This is a genomic window from Aquibium sp. ELW1220 (genome assembly GCF_030398385.1).
Classification (GTDB): Bacteria; Pseudomonadota; Alphaproteobacteria; order Rhizobiales; family Rhizobiaceae; genus Aquibium.
On record NZ_JAOAOQ010000034.1, the window covers coordinates 46,823 to 61,776 of the forward strand.

Sequence of the window (14,954 nt, forward strand, 5' to 3'; positions counted from 1 at the left end):
CGGTTGAGGGAGTCTTGCGCCCATGGCGATCTCGCTCACCATCAAGCGCGGGTCGCGCGCCGAGATCGATGCCGCGGCCCTGGTCAACGGTCTTGCCGCCGGTGAGCCCTATCTCATCACCGACGAGAACCGCATCGCCATCGGCCTGTCGGCGTCGACCTTCGAGGTCTTCGCCAAGTTCTCCGAGATCGGCGGCAGTGGCGATCTCGACTACGGGCTGGTCTCGTCCTCGCCGTCGAGTGCGGCCGACTACGGGAGCATCGCCTGATGGCCCAGCAGGTCCAGTTCCGCCGCGGCTCGACCGCCGAGCATGCAAGCTTCACCGGCGCCCCCGGCGAGATCACCGTCGACACCACGAAGAAGACCGCCGTGATCCATGACGGGACGACGGCCGGCGGCACGCCGCTCGCCCGCGAATCCCATGATCACCCGGCGACTGACACGATCGACGGCGGTACCTACTGACCGTCGTGGCTAGTCGGCGTCACCGATCGATCTCTCCCCGCCTCATCGTTGAAGGGACGGCCCATGCCGATCAAGCTGAAGCGCTCCGCGGTCGCCGGCAAGGCGCCGCTGACCACCGATCTGGAACTGGGGGAGCTTGCCGTCAACACACATGATGGCAGGCTCTACCTGAAGAAGAACGACGGCACAGAGGCTATCGTCGAGGTCACGGGTCTCGACGACGCCCGGCATGGATCCCGAACGGGCGGTACCCTGCACGCCGCTGCCACAACGTCCGTCGCCGGCTTCCTCTCGTCGGCCGACAAGCTCAAGCTCGACGGCGTGTCGAGCGGTGCCGACGTGACCGCAGCGGCGATCCATGGCGCTTCGGCAAAGACCACGCCGGTCGATGCCGACACCATCGGCCTGATCGACAGCGCCGCCGCGAGCGTTCTGAAGAAACTCTCCTGGGCCAACCTGAAGGCGACGCTCAAGGGGTATTTCGACACGCTCTTTGTCGCGCTCTCCGGCAGCGCCCTGACAGGCGGGTTCACCGCAACCGCAGTTGACGACGGCACGAAGTCGAGCGGCACCTACACGCCGACCCCTGTCGGCGGCAATTTCCGTCGTGCGGTCAATGGCGGTGCCCACGCATTCGCGGCCCCGACGGCGTCTGGCGACTACACGATGATCGTCCAGTACAGCAACAACGCCTCGGCCGGCGCGATCACGCTGACGGGATTCACGAAGACCAGTGGCGATGCCTTCACCACGGTCAACGGCGACGATTTCCTCGTCTTCATCACCAAGGTCCACGGCTTCGCTCACGCGCAGGTGGTCAAGCTGCAATGACATTCCCAAACCCGCACATCATGCCCTTCAGGGGCGGCATCGAGTTTGTCGGCGTTTCGGCCGGATCGGCAGGCGACGGCGCACCGAACGCGGCTCCCCTCACACTCCCCGCCGGCACCCTGCCGGGGGACACGGCGGTCTTCGCGGTCCGCACCGATGACGCCTCCAACCGGCCGATCATCCCCACGGGCTGGACCGAGTACGCCAGGTCGGGCGATCACGCCTGCGGCGGCAAGGTTCTCACTGCGGGGGATATCTCCTCGCCTCCCAACCTCATGTCCGGTTCCGACGCCAACGCCTGGGTCTGCATCGTTTTCCGCGGAGTGAACAACGCAGCCGGCTTCGACGTCACGTCGCAGAACAAGACCGCCAGCGGGACACAGTACTACACCAACGAGACGATTTCGTGCGGGGCCGAGACCGTCCCGCTGGTCGCCATGGGCTTCGTCGGCGGCAAGGGCGACAGCGCGGGCACGGTTGCCGGTCTCCCGGTTCTAGACATGGACGGGCGGGAAGACGGCTCCTACGGTGTCTTCAACAGCAGTGACGACGCTCGCTTCGCCGTCGTGTTCGCGATCATGAACGACAACCGGCAGAACGTGACCGTCGATGCAAACGGCTTTGGATCGCAGCGCGTCAGTTCCTGTGAACTCTATCTGAAAGCGAGCTGACCATGGGCCTGCTTGTCCTCAACCACAACGGCACTTTCGTTCGGCACGTCTCGACGGGCGGCTGGTTCGAACTGCCGGACGGTCGCAGGGTTTCTCCCGCCTACGCAGGCTGGCAGAGCGGCGACGGCTACGCGCTGGCCCCTTATGTGGCGCCAGTCCCACCAGCACCGACCCCGGAACAGGTACGCGCCGAGCAGATCGAGGCGGTCAAGGCCGAGGCCATGCGCCGCATCCTGGCCATCTGCCCCGAATGGAAGCAGCGCAACCTGACGGCACAGGCGGCGATCCTGGCCGAGAAGGGCCGCGCCAGCTGGACGGCGGACGAACTGGCGGCCTGGGATGCCGGCAAGGCGATCTGGGACCGGATCGCCGCGGTACGAATGCGCTCCGATGCCATCGAAGCCATGGTCCCGATCCCGGCTGACTTCACCGACGATCAGCATTGGGCCTGATCAACCGCCACGTCTACAGGCAAGGGCGGTCGGTGCAAGTGCGGGGCGTAGCTCGCACCGACCTGACCACACAGTGCACCGGGTGGTGGGCCGTGCACCGTGGCAGTTGCTTCTTAACTCGGTCGCGCCGAAGCCGATCGGGCCAGCGAGTCGGTATTGGCTGGCAGAGCGGTCGGCGCGAGCGGGGGGAGTTGCTCGCACCGACCTGACCACTCCGCAAGGGGGAGGTGCTTCGTGGCTGACGAATCATAGCACGACCGTGGCGAAACCGCGCCGGTCAGCAAGTCGGTATTGGCTGGCCGATAAAAACCGTCCTTCGGTTCTCCGCTGAATATCCTGCACACCGGCGCCGAACCCGAACTCTCGAACAACCCTGACCAACTAAACGAGGTATCCCGTGGACAGCAATTTCCAGCGGGCGCTTTCGCGCGTCCTCAAACATGAGGGTGGCTATGTCGACCATCCCAAAGACCCTGGCGGCGCGACCAACAAGGGCGTCACCATTGCCACTTTCCGCCGCTACGTGAAGCCAAACGGCACGAAGGCGGACCTGCGCGCCATCACCGGCGAGCAGGTCGCCACCGTCTACTACAAGCACTACTGGGCCGCTGTTCATGCCAATGAGCTTCCCGCCGGCGTGGACTACGCCGTGTTCGATCTTGCGGTGAACTCCGGGCCATCCCGGGCCGCACGATTCCTGCAGCGCGTGGTAGGCGCAACTGAGGACGGTCGCATCGGACCGGCGACGCTGGCGGCGGTCAGAAAGGCCGATCCGACCGAATTGATCGCAAGACTCTGCGACGCGCGGCTTGTCTGGCTGAAGACGCTCAAGACCTGGCCGACCTTCGGCAAAGGCTGGGAGCGGCGTGTCACCGAGGTCAGGCACGACGCCATTCTCGACGCGGCTGACGATACCTTTGAGAAGGTCGTGGTCGAGGATGCGGTCATCACCGACCGGGCACCGGCATCGAGCCCCCAGACGCCGAGGACTTCCCAGCTCGGCATCCTCGCCGTGGCAATCATCGGCGCCATCCTCATGGCGCTCTCCCAACTCTGGAACTGGATCACAGGAGGCTGACCATGCTGCAATCCATCCTGAAATACGTCCTTCCTCGCTCCCTCACCTGGTGGGTCGGCGCCGCATCGCTCGCTACCGGCACTGGTCAGATCATCGCACCGTACGCCACGGCACTCGGACAGGTCGGAGAGATCATCTCCATGCTGAACGGGGCTGGCAGCGCTCCCACGCCCGCCACGCTGATCGTGCTCGGACTTGGCCTGATCGGGCTGCGCAGGAAGCTGAAGCAGGGCTGATGGCCGACATCGATGAAAACCGCCTCGACCGCATTGAGACCAAGCTCGACAAGATGGCCGAGGCGCTTGTCGTGCTGGTGCGCATCGAGGAGCGCACCAGCACACTCTTCAAACGTCTCGATGCCAGCGACGCGCGGATGAACGGCATTTCCACGCGCGTCACCGATCTGGAGAAGACCAGCGACCGGCGCGGTGTGACGTTCGGGCTGGTCGACCGGCTGTTCTGGATCGCGGTCACCGCCGCCGTCGGCATCGGCGCCTGGTGGTTACGGGGAGGGTGAAGCGACATCTGTGACCCGGCACAGGAGGTTGCAGCAGAGATAATCCGCTTAAGATTACGTGCCTTGAAACCCCCATCAGTATCATCGACAATCAACATGTCAGGCTCGTCACCGTAGCCGTCCGACAAACTCGGCACGCCATTGAGGTTGGTGCCCGTTCCGAACGATACGGAGTGAACGATATGTCGCTGATTTTCCGTTTGCTCTTATCGATGTTCCTGACCGCCGCGGTCGCATCTACGGCTCTAGCCGATGGCGCATGCACGCTGGCTTCCGATCCGGCAACGGGGGCTGACTTTGTCACTGCCGAGGCTGAAGAACCCGTCGCCGGAAGCGATTTTGTGTTGACATGGGAAAGGCCGCTACTCGAGGCTGGCGCTTGCGAAGGCGCCGTCTGGCTCGTTCTGGCAACCCCAAACGAGGCCCGATTCTCGGGCGATGGCTTCATGGCGTTAGCGAGCGGAGAACCGGCGCCGCAAGAGCTGGGATTTGCTGCCGACCGCATGCGTCTGTTCATTCCGCTTCATGCGGTGGACGATGACCACGGGACGATCACGATCGGCCCTTTCGTCATCGGTTCGTTCGAAATTGATTGGGCACTCTTCCATCAATCCGAAGCGGAACGTGCGGCGCGGATCAGCCCGATCATGATTGCCGAAGGACGTCTTGATCTGGAAGTGGAGCCCGGACGGCCGAGGGTCGTTGTGCAGGACCTGTTTTCGACACAGACTCCGCTGGAGCGGATACGCAGCAACTCCGGTCGCTTCATTCTCGAAGTGTTCGACGGGCATTACCGGGTCAATGACGCGCTCAGTGGCGCCCTCATTCATGCCGGTTATGGGAACGAACCGAACTTCTCCCCGACATCACGGTTTCTTCACGTTCTCGGCCAGGGGATCGATCTGGGGCTCGAAGTCCCTGTCTTTGACGACTTGACCGTTATCGACCTGTTTTCGGAGCAAGTGGTTCTACGCACTGCGACGCCAGGGCGAGAGCTCTTGAAGTCGCTGCACTGGTCGCCGGGTGACAGCTTCCTGGCGATTTCGGCCGCCACCTGGGGCGAGATCGGCTTCAAGGAGATGCTAACGGATCGCTCTATCGTGTTTCACGGTGTTACCTTTGCGCGCCAGAACACCGCAGAGGAGACCGGGTTCGTGGACATAGATCCCGACGCGGCCACCGCGCGCATGGGGCACGGGCGTTTGGGCGAGGGCTTGTTCGCGCCGCCGCTGAAACTCAGTCTCGTCGGCCAGAAGAACACCCAGCCTTTTCGGTCGGAGGCTGATCCGTCGATACCCGAAGGCTGGCGCATGGATCTTGGCAGCGCTAACGGACGGAGTTGGAGACACCATGCCGAATGGCTCGATGGGCCTGTGCGTGGTGATGTGGTCTCACATGAACTACTGGGCGATGGGGTTCCACGCCGGGATCCCTTCGGCGATGCAGATCGACGGGGCGCGGTTTCATTGTTTCGGCCCCGCTCGGGTGCGCAAAGCGACAGCCGTTTCGTGGCGCGCATGGCAGATGTCGGCATCGACGTTGCGCTGGTGAGCGACTATCGCCGATCAGTCCTGGGTGCCCCCGGCGATGATGTTTCCAGTCTCCTGCGGTTCGATCCGGCTGAGCCCTTGGTCGAGGCAGGCTTCATTGAGCCGCAGTCGGCCGATACTGTGAGATTCTCGTTCATCGACGCCTATCTCACCCATGATCCGAATTCGTTGGAGTGTTGGTCCTCGGAGGTGCGGAGCTGGGCGTTTGCGTCAGTCGGTGCCGTCGAACAGTTCATCCAGATCCTTTGCATCGAGGGTTCGGCTTCCGTGAAATCCGGAAGCCTTTCGCGGACGCGTTTAATAGGCGGCGACGCGGAAACGGAGATCCTCGTCGGCACCTACATGCGCGATGCCGGGCTCGTCGACATGGCGGGAAAGTCGGTGACCTTTGACGTTTCGAACGAGGTGCAGATATTCCGTCTTGCCGGCGGCTTGAGCGCCATCGTGTCTCGGGACGGTGCAATGGTTGTCCTGGAAGCGGAGCGCGCGCGAGTAGTGGGACAGATCCAGCGCGAGGGGTTCCACGATCAGATCGTCCTCGTTTCGCTCACCGCCGACCGCCGCCATCTCGTTGTTGCGGAGATCAACGGCCGATTTCAGATTTTTCCGACAGGGGGTGGCGATCCCGTTCTGGAAGGTCGTTACCTGGACGACGAGATCGTCATCTTCGATCGCGATTTCCAGTTTGACGGCACTCCGGAGGGAGCCCGCCATGCCCATCTGAAATTTTATGGTGACCGGTATCTCTATACGCTCGATCAGTTCGCTGATCGGCTCCGACGTCCAGGCCTGATGCCATCACGTCTCACCACATCTGGAGAGGCTGCCAACCCGTCGCCTGGTAAAGCACCCTTTTCCGTTCCGCTTCCGCCGCGGATCGAACATGTCGGCGGCGGACTCGGCGATGCGGTATACCCGGGCGAAACTGAATTGCGGGTACGTGTTCATGCAAGGAACGGTCTGCGTTCCATCGTCCTCTATAGGGACGGCATCGCCATCGAAGAAAGAGAGGGCGACGGTGAAGACCTTTCCGAACTGGCGTTCGAACTGAAGCCGCTTCCTGAAACGCGAAGCTTCGCCTTGCTTGCAACCGACAGCGATGGGGTCAGGAGTCAAGCCTGGGTTGAATCAACGTCACGACCGCCTGGGCCTCGGCCAAGTGGCCGTTTGGTGGTGGTGGCACTGGGAACGGATCGTTACGACGATCCGGCAATCCCCGACCTGCGCTATGCTGTGAGTGATGCCCGTTCCATGGTCGAGCGCCTGGGAACCGCGAAATCCCCTTACTACAATTCAATCGAGACTTACCTCGTCGCTGATGCAGTCGACCTGGATGGAGAAATCCGGAACAGACTTCATACGCTCGTCACAGACTTGTCCGATCGGGACACGCTTTTCCTTCACATCGCTGGCCATGGTGTGCTCGGATCCGACGGTCAACTCTACCTCGCCGGTCGCCGTTCCCGGTTCGCTGATCTCTCCGGCACAGCTATCGCATGGAGGGAGATCGTAGGCATACTGGAACGCAGTCGAGGCCGCGTTGTCGTCTTCCTGGATGTCTGTCATTCGGGTGCTGCCGGCGGCGCGACCAACGACGTGGCTGTCGATGATCTTGCCTTAGCCAGCGGTGCACCGATCGTCGTTCTGGCGGCTTCCAAAGGCAGACAGTCCAGTCTGGAAGCAGCGAGATTTGGCGGTGGCCTGTTTACCAGCGCGCTGCTGGATGTCCTCGTGGGAGAGCGGCACGGCCAGCAAGTGCCCGTTGTCCGTGATCTGTTCCAGACCTATTCAGCCCTGAAGCCGCACGTCGTTGACGTCTCGGGTGGAAAGCAGACACCTTGGATCGCACGGAGCGGAATGGTCGGATTGATTCCGCTCTTCTGACCGCTGCTTCCCTCTGCCAGATGTGGTGACTTTGCTGCCAGAGGGCACGCCACAGCACTCGGGCAGGTCGGAGAAATCATCTCCATACTCAACGGTGCCGGCAACGCTCCTACCCCAGCCACGCTGATCGTGCTCGGGCTTGGCCTGATCGGGCTGCGCAGGAAGCTGGAGCAGGGCTGATGGCCGACATCGATGAAACCCGCCTCGACCGCATCGAGACGAAGCTCGACAAGATGGCCGAGGCGCTCATCGTACTGGTGCGTATCGAGGAGCGCACCAGCACACTCTTCAAACGTCTCGACGCCAGCGACGCGCGCATGAGCGGCATATCCACGCGGCTCACCGATCTTGAGAAGACCAGCGACCGCCGCGGCGTGACGTTCGGCCTGGTTGATCGGCTGTTCTGGATTGCGGTCACCGCGGCCGTCGGCATCGGTGCCTGGTGGCTGAGGGGAGGGTGACGTGGAAAGGCAGTGACGGGCTGAGGGGCATGGCTTAAGGCGCAGGGCGTCTCGACTGCCTGCCGCGCGCCTCGGCCCGTCACGACCATCTTCACCATGTCAAAGATCGGGCTGCGAGGCGGAGACGAGAAAAACGCTATCACACTCGGTGCCAAAAGTCGTTTGCGGAAATGGGCGAGATTGTGGACCTCGCAATCCCTGCCGACGTCTGTGCCTTCTTCGAGGGGTTGAACGGCATATCCACCTGCGTCAATGATCTCGAGAAAACCAGTAGGCGGTGCGGGCTGACATTCTGTGTGGTTGACCGGTCCTCTGGATCGCAGTCGAGCAGAAAAATGTTGTTCGAGCGGGGTTTCATCAAAGCTGTCGAAAAGCAAATACGATCACAGGGCTGCCGCTCCTTCTTGCAGGTAGGTCACCTCGAAAGCCTTCACTTGCCGGAATCGTTGATGCCTGTTGGCCGGGCTAAACCCGTTGTTCAGGTCTGCCCTCTGGAACACGTCGAGGCCCCGGTCGAGCAGAATCTTCCAGCCAGTGTCTGTCACGAGGTGCCGGGCGTGGATCGTGCTCGTCTCGTCAAAGGCCCAGCTGAACTCCACGCCCAGGGGTACGACCCCATCCCGGATCTGCTCAAGATAGCCCGTCTGGCGCTCGATGTCGTCCGGGTCTGGGGCGGTGATGAGCCGGAACTGAACGTCCTCACCATCCGGCTTGCGCAGCGCCACGACCTCGAGAAGTTCCATCAGGTTGCGCATCTGGTGATAGACTCGGATGTAGGGGTCCGTGAGCGTGATCACCCCCGCTCCGTCGAGCCAAGGCCCGAGAAGTGCGTCGAAGCTGACACCCTTCTGGTTCTCCGCGAATGTGACGTGACCGGGCGCGGGACCGCGCGGGACGTCCCGGACCGGCGCGGAAGCGGGCGCGCCCGAATCCAAGTTGGTCGAGTCCGGCTCGATTACCGCCTCGCCCACCTCCTCGACGTTCCGGCGGTGATACCAGCGCGGGTGCTCACGCTCCTCGAGGGTCTGCACCTTCGTCACCCGACCCGTCTTGTCTGCGAAGTTGAACTCGACCTCCGGGTAGGTGCTGTCGATCCGCATCAACTGGTCCTTGACGCGTTTTCGCCCCTCTATCGCGAGGGTCAGCAGCTCCCGAATTTCATCCGGGGTTGCGCCCCCGTCCGGGAAAAGAAGCTTCATCAGGCCTGAGAAGGTCTTCTGCACCCCGTCCCGGTCCCGGGTCGAGATGGAAGCGTCCAGCGTGAATAGGTCCCGGTAGTCCAAGGATCGGTCCTGCCCGCGCATGTGGCGCAGCACCTCTGCTAGGTAGTCCACGATGAACCCGTAGCCGGTTGCGAACATCTCTCCCCGGATCACGTCGATCTCCCAGCCTGGAAGGTAGGCGTGAAGCCGGTCGATGAAGGCGCTATCGTAATACTTCTCAGGCAGCTCCTCGAACAGGTCCGTACGCTTGAGCATGTACGCAACGGAGTGCTTGGTGTTCCCGATGAACGCCATCGATGCCTCCGCCCCGAGCGTCTCGACCCCGCGCGAGAAGGACTTGTTCGCCAGGTAGTTCTTCATGATGTCGACGAGTGCCTTGTCGACCTTCTTCTGCCGGCCGGCGAACTCGTCGAAGGCGATCGTGTCCCAGTAGCCGACCAGCCCAATCTTCCCGCTCGCGTTGCTCACGAACAGCTTCGGGACGGTCACCTCGCCCCCGGAGATCAGGATCCCGTGCGGGGAGAACTCGGAGAAGATGTGCGACTTGCCGGTCCCTTTTGGGCCAAGCTCGATCAGGTTGTAGTTCCGCTCCACATAGGGGATCAGCCGCAATAGCTGGAGGAGCTTGCTGCGCCGGCCGAACGCGTCCGGGTCGAACCCGATTGTCTGGATCAGGAGGTCAATCCACTCCTCCGTCGTGAACTTTGCCCGCCCGGCCAAGTACGCGTCGAAGTCGAAGCTGGACATCTGGATCGGCTTAACCCCCGCGAGAACCCAAGGGACCGAATTCGCCTCCTCCTTGTGATCGTATTCGAGGTCCGCGATCGACCAGACCCCGGAGACGAGCATCTTCTGGTTCTTCTTGACCGTGTCGCTGTCCACCAGGACCTTCTTGATCCCAAGGTTGGCAAAACTGGCCTCATAGGAGTCAGTTTTCTCGTTAAGCGCGACCGACACCTTGTCTATGACCTTACCGCGCCCCTTCTCGCGGATGTTCGACCGGATCAGGCCCGCCTCGTTGCGGTGCACGTAGTGCCGGTGCAGGATCTCCTTTACGGTCTCGATGCCGGTCTGAATCGAGGCCTCGTCGTCGGTGGCGCAGTATTGGCCGAGCAGATACTCCAAAACATAGGTCGGCACGATGGCGTTGCCCTTGACCGCCTTCACCAGGTCCTTTCGGACCACGAAACCCGCGAAATGCTCGTTGATCTTGTCGTCGAGGTCACTCATCCGCAGGCTCCTCAGAAATCAAAGTCGGTGGTCATGCCGCGCCGCAGCTGGAAGCGGTGGGTGGCATAATCCTGGTAATGGCTGGTCTTACCGACCCGTTCACGCAGCTTCAGGATGACATCCTGGTTGTTAAACCGGTCGGCCTCCCGCGAGAGGAGGAACTTGCGAGGCATTTCCCTCTCGCGGGCATTGTCGGACCGGAAATCGAACAGCAGTGTGTACTCGTCGGAAATGAGCGTGCCATCGGTCGCATAGATGCCCGCCAGAAGCTCCCGAGGCCGCATCTTCTCGGAGACGGACTGGGTCTGATAGAGCATCACCGCTGTCTGGCCGGAGGAGATCAGGCTACGGCCCGTGACGAAGATCTGCACGTCGACCTGGCCGATATCGGTCTCGCGTTGCTTGCCGACCCGAATGACCGGGATGACCACTTCCTGCAAACTGGCGCCGCCATGCACGAAACGGCTGCCGGCGCCCTTCACGCGCATGCGGTTGATCGAATTTGGGATCAGGACATCCAGGCCACCGGAAAGGCCCAGTCCAGCTGCGCCAAAGTGCTTCATACCCGGTGTGGGCTCGAGCCCGCGGCCAATCACAAACCGCCGGTTACGGAAGAGAATCTCGGCGCCCTTCGGATCGGCGATTGCGAAATCGCTCTCGTCGAGAGCGCGATGCTGATACAGAAACCCGTGATCCGCGGTGATCAGGATGTTGGAGAAATTGGCCGAAGTCAGCTTGCGGACGAGCTTCGTCAGATCCTCGATGGCATCCTCGGCCGCTTCGGGCAGCTTGTCTTCCGTTTGCAGCTTGTCGCCGATGGCGTCGATGCGGTTGTGGTACACGTAGACGATGTGGTGATCGCGGAAGAGCGCTTTCCCATCCTCGGTGCGCATGTTCATCACGTCTTCGGACTTCAGCGCCTTGGCGCTGTCACCCTTCCGCCCTGCGGCGAGCAGTTTCTCCCGCGCAGCAAGCCCCTTGGTATTCTCCCCGTTCGAGATGACATCGCCGCTACCATCGTCGGCCAAGGCGAGCGCGCTGTGTGGCAGGAGCGCCGCCATGCCGAGCTGGGTATAGCTGGGCAGCGAACTGATCATGGGCTTCAGCTCGGCATCGAAGCGATCCAGAGCGCGGATCCGGCGCAGGCATTCCTCGCCCACTTCAAAGCGGAGCGCGTCCGAAATGATCACGGCGACCTTCTGGTCCTTGCGCCGGTACTCGGCGGCCTGCTCCTTATAGAAACTGGCCTGCGATGCGAAGCCGGGGATCTTCCACTCGCCGAGGCCAGCGATCTGATCCTGCCAGGCGTCGTTCAGGGCCAGGACGAAGCTGTTCGTGTAGCGGTTCTCGACGGACGCGTAGAGGTCGGCCAGCAGGGACGCCTGACCGCTCTTCTGCATGTGGTAGATGAACTTGCGGTACAGCTGATCCAGCCGATACCAGCTGGTCACATAGCGTTGCACGCCCTCAGCAGGGCTGGTCATCCCCAGGTTCGCCTCTGCAAGCGCCTGCTGGAACTCGGTGGCGTAACCGATCGCCTGATAGATGTCCGCGTAGGTCGGATACCAATGGCTTTGCCGCCGTTCGCGCACCCAGTTCAGCACTTCCGGCGCGCTGACAGACTGGGCTGCCATCGCGCGGACGATCTCGCGGATGATCTGGCGGTCGATCTCCTCGAAATGATCGATACCGACCAGGGTACGAAAATCACGGGTCGAGAGATCGGCTGGGATCTTCAGCAAGTCCTGATACCGTGCCGACAGGGCCTCGAAGGCCTCCGCCCAATGGCGGTTGTTCTTCCAGCGGCGGAAGACCAACAGCGCCTCGGCGTTCAACGCCCCGTCCTCCCCAAGAACGCGCGCATAGGCCGACTGGAACAGCGCGATGGCGAAGTCCTCGAAATCCGGCTCATCGGGCTTGTAGCCATAGGCCTGGCCGAGCTGCTTCCAGAGGAAATCCGTCAGTCCCGAGCGCTCGCTCAGCCTCAGGGCGTCATCCTTGCCCACGGCAAGCTCGCCCAGCAGCGCCTCGATCACCGTGTCCAGCCCGCCCTCGGTGCCCGTGCAGACGGCCAGCATCCGCAGGCGCATCTGGGTCTGGGTGTCGGAGGCCTGCATCAGCCGCTTCAACGCTTCGACACGGGCCTTGGCGCGGAAGAACTCGATGTGCGCGCGCACCACGTTCTCGAACTGCAGCGGCAGGCCCAGCTCGGCCAGCCAGATCGCCGCCTGGTCTGCCTTGAACACGGCCGAGGCCAGCTGCAGGTCCAGCAGCCAGTTGTCCACCATCTCGGGCTCGGGGCCGTCCTTGAACAGCAGGAACCGGGCCTTTGGTTCCTGCCGCAGGATCCGGTACTTCAGCCCGAATTCGTTGTTCGCGATCTCCAGCTTGGTCACGCCGGGCAGATCGACCGCCTCGAACTCCGCCCGCATGTCGCGGTCGGCGTCGTACCAGAAGACGATCCGGTGCTCCTCGAACAGCTGCCGCAGGCTTGCGGCGATGCGGTCACTCATCCGCGGCCTCCAGCCCCTTGATCGGCTTCAGGGCCGCGCCGAACAGCGGGTAGTTCCGCTTCACCCCGTCATCGAGGTCGATCTCGATCTTGGCCTGCGCCAGCGGGAAGATGACCTCGCGCTCCCACTCCTCCAGCTCGGCGAGCTGCTTGGCGATCACGCCCACTTCCTTCAGCGCCTTTGTCCGCTGGGTCTGGGTGGCGGCGGGGTCGTCGGAGAGCTTTTCCAGCCGCGCGCGCTCGGCCTCCAGCTTGCGGATGAACTCGCGCAGGTAGTCGTTCAGCAGGACCGAGACGGTGTCGGGCCGGTAGCGGTGCATGTAGATCAGCGCCTGGAACGTGCCCTTGGGGCTGGAGAACATCCAGTAGATCGGGCGCTTCTTGTAGCGCTTCACGTGGTCGTCGTAGAAGCCGCGCTTGAAATACTTGCGGATGTCGCCGATCTGCGCCTCGATGAAGGCAAGGTTCTCGCGGAAATGCGCCTCGCCGAAGGTCACGCGCAGGAACTTGCGGAAGCGGTCCACGATGTCGTCGGCGAACCAGTCGGCATCCAGCACGGGGATGACGTTGTCCTCGTCGGGGAGGAAGCTGGGTTCCGACACCCGGGACAGGTAATCCGCCAGCGTCTCGCCCTGGTTGGCGAGGATCAGACCCGGCGCGTCGAGGCTGTAGCGGCCGAACATGCAGCCCACGGCGTAGCTGAGGAACTCGGCCATGGTGTCGGCGCGCAGGCGGGTCTCGCGCTCACCTTCCTTGCCCTTCACGCCATAGCGATAGGCGGGGTTGCAGGTGAGGGTGATTTCCTCGATCGGCACCTCGGGGGTCAGTTCGTCCTGCAGACCATAGGCGTCGATGAAGATGCGGTTGTTCTCTTCCTCCAGCCGCTGCATCTCATCCGTCATGGACTGCCAATGGGCGCGGAGGGCGATGTAGGTGGCCTCCAGCGTCCCGGCTCGGTGATCGGGCGAGAGCAGCGGGAGCGCGGTGAACTCCCAGGAGGTTTCGAAGGCGTCCCAGTCGGATCTGGTGATGAGGACAGCTTGACGAGTAAGAGCCTTTACGCCCTCGGTTTTTGCAGCTTCGGCAACTGGTATCCGTTCGATGTCACCAGATTGGAAAGCCATTGTTGGATTTATGATTTTTAGGATCTGGGTAGAAACAGAGCTATTTAGAAGTGCCAATACACCATGCTTGTTGTTATCAAAGAACCCTGACATTCCATTCACATCGAATAGGGCGCCAGCGCCCCGATCCCTTGCGCCAAAGTGTGCGCTGGATGTCAACGACCAAGTCAGTGCGTCATGAAAGTAGAAATTGGGATTCCTGAGAATACTCTTTGGCTTGTTTGACTTGAGTGCGGCCCCGTTGTTCTTCCAATTCAAAACAAAATCGTTGTTTCCGTACCAACGCCTGAATTCTCCACCTTTGCTATAAGGAAACCAAGTGCAACCTGAGCTCTTTGAATCAGATTGATTAGTTGCATCGGTTTTCATTGAGCGAAGCGATACTTCATGCCAAGCACGCATGAAGCGATCATTATCGCCTGTCGTCATCCCGTTCTTGCATGTTCCAAGCTGTGAAAGGAGGTCCTTTGAGAATTGCTCCCTCAGCGTCGGGCTGGCCCAATATGCAACGGGCGTCCCAGGTATTTGAGCGAGGTCTTCGCTTGAAGCACTTGCCAATCGCTCATTGCGGGTTGGGAACTCCAATGGCACGCCTGCATCATCGGTCTCGTAGTATCGCGTGCAACTGAAAGCACCTTTGTATGTTTTATTTCGTGATGCCTGACAAACAAATGACGTAGTTCCAAAGCTTATCCCCATGCTAGTCCCGCCTTTGCCAAGATAAGGCATGTGGACCATCGATCGGATGTGGCATTGATCCAATAAGCGTTCACGGAAAGCTCTATATGTTGGCAAGAACATCCAGCTTTCCATCGTAACCATTGCAATTTGGCCACTCAAGTATCCCCTCATTTATTATCCGACGGCGAGGACGGCGGCGGTGAGGTTGTTTTGGCGGATCAACGCCTGGAAGCGCTGGATCAGGGCGCATAAGTCTGGCTCCGGCATGTTGGGAA

13 protein-coding genes are annotated in these 14,954 nt (G+C 61.7%); 10 read left to right on the top strand and 3 right to left on the bottom strand.

Translation table 11 applies throughout. The features are described from left to right. Window positions 1-22 precede the first annotated feature (22 nt). The 10 genes from N1F91_RS23630 to N1F91_RS23675 all read left to right on the top strand — a co-directional run bounded on the left by N1F91_RS23630 (window position 23) and on the right by N1F91_RS23675 (window position 7,909). Window positions 23-268, top strand: a complete 246-nt coding sequence (locus N1F91_RS23630) for a hypothetical protein (protein ID WP_289995874.1) — start codon at window positions 23-25, stop codon at window positions 266-268. Continuing rightward, window positions 268-465 (top strand): hypothetical protein, encoded by a 198-nt coding sequence (locus tag N1F91_RS23635; RefSeq protein ID WP_289995877.1) that lies wholly within the window; start codon window positions 268-270, stop codon window positions 463-465. The genes N1F91_RS23630 and N1F91_RS23635 overlap by 1 nt, the downstream gene beginning before the upstream one ends. 63 nt (window positions 466-528) lie before the next feature. Then, window positions 529-1,296, top strand: a complete 768-nt coding sequence (locus N1F91_RS23640) for a hypothetical protein (protein WP_289995878.1) — start codon at window positions 529-531, stop codon at window positions 1,294-1,296. Next, complete coding sequence (locus N1F91_RS23645) at window positions 1,293-1,967, top strand: hypothetical protein (protein WP_289995881.1); 675 nt, start codon at window positions 1,293-1,295, stop codon at window positions 1,965-1,967. Before N1F91_RS23640 ends, N1F91_RS23645 begins: the two co-directional genes overlap by 4 nt. A 2-nt stretch (window positions 1,968-1,969) precedes the next feature. Further along, entirely contained in the window at window positions 1,970-2,419 is a 450-nt protein-coding gene (locus N1F91_RS23650) for a hypothetical protein (RefSeq protein WP_289995882.1), read from the top strand. 397 nt (window positions 2,420-2,816) lie between these two features. Then, window positions 2,817-3,497 (top strand): glycoside hydrolase family 108 protein, encoded by a 681-nt coding sequence (locus N1F91_RS23655; protein ID WP_289995884.1) that lies wholly within the window; start codon window positions 2,817-2,819, stop codon window positions 3,495-3,497. Between the two features lie 2 nt (window positions 3,498-3,499). Then, a complete protein-coding gene (locus N1F91_RS23660) occupies window positions 3,500-3,733 on the top strand; it encodes a hypothetical protein (RefSeq protein WP_289995885.1) in 234 nt (77 codons plus the stop codon). Then, window positions 3,733-4,014, top strand: a complete 282-nt coding sequence (locus N1F91_RS23665) for a hypothetical protein (protein ID WP_289995889.1) — start codon at window positions 3,733-3,735, stop codon at window positions 4,012-4,014. The genes N1F91_RS23660 and N1F91_RS23665 overlap by 1 nt, the downstream gene beginning before the upstream one ends. Window positions 4,015-4,196: 182 nt before the next feature. Then, window positions 4,197-7,448, top strand: coding sequence for a caspase family protein (locus N1F91_RS23670; RefSeq protein WP_289995890.1), 3,252 nt, complete (start codon window positions 4,197-4,199; stop codon window positions 7,446-7,448). 179 nt (window positions 7,449-7,627) lie between these two features. Then, a complete protein-coding gene (locus tag N1F91_RS23675; protein ID WP_289995891.1) occupies window positions 7,628-7,909 on the top strand; it encodes a hypothetical protein in 282 nt (93 codons plus the stop codon). Window positions 7,910-8,292: 383 nt separating this feature from the next. Here N1F91_RS23675 and brxL read toward each other — a convergent pair whose 3' ends face one another. From brxL to pglX, 3 genes are read right to left on the bottom strand one after another with little or no spacing between them, the layout of a single operon-like run. Beyond that, entirely contained in the window at window positions 8,293-10,362 is a 2,070-nt protein-coding gene (gene brxL / locus N1F91_RS23680; RefSeq protein WP_289995892.1) for a BREX system Lon protease-like protein BrxL, read from the bottom strand. 11 nt (window positions 10,363-10,373) lie between these two features. Next, entirely contained in the window at window positions 10,374-12,875 is a 2,502-nt protein-coding gene (gene pglZ, locus N1F91_RS23685; RefSeq protein ID WP_289995894.1) for a BREX-1 system phosphatase PglZ type A, read from the bottom strand. Further along, a complete protein-coding gene (gene pglX / locus N1F91_RS23690) occupies window positions 12,868-14,850 on the bottom strand; it encodes a BREX-1 system adenine-specific DNA-methyltransferase PglX (RefSeq protein WP_289995895.1) in 1,983 nt (660 codons plus the stop codon). The genes pglZ and pglX overlap by 8 nt, the downstream gene beginning before the upstream one ends. Window positions 14,851-14,954 lie beyond the last annotated feature (104 nt).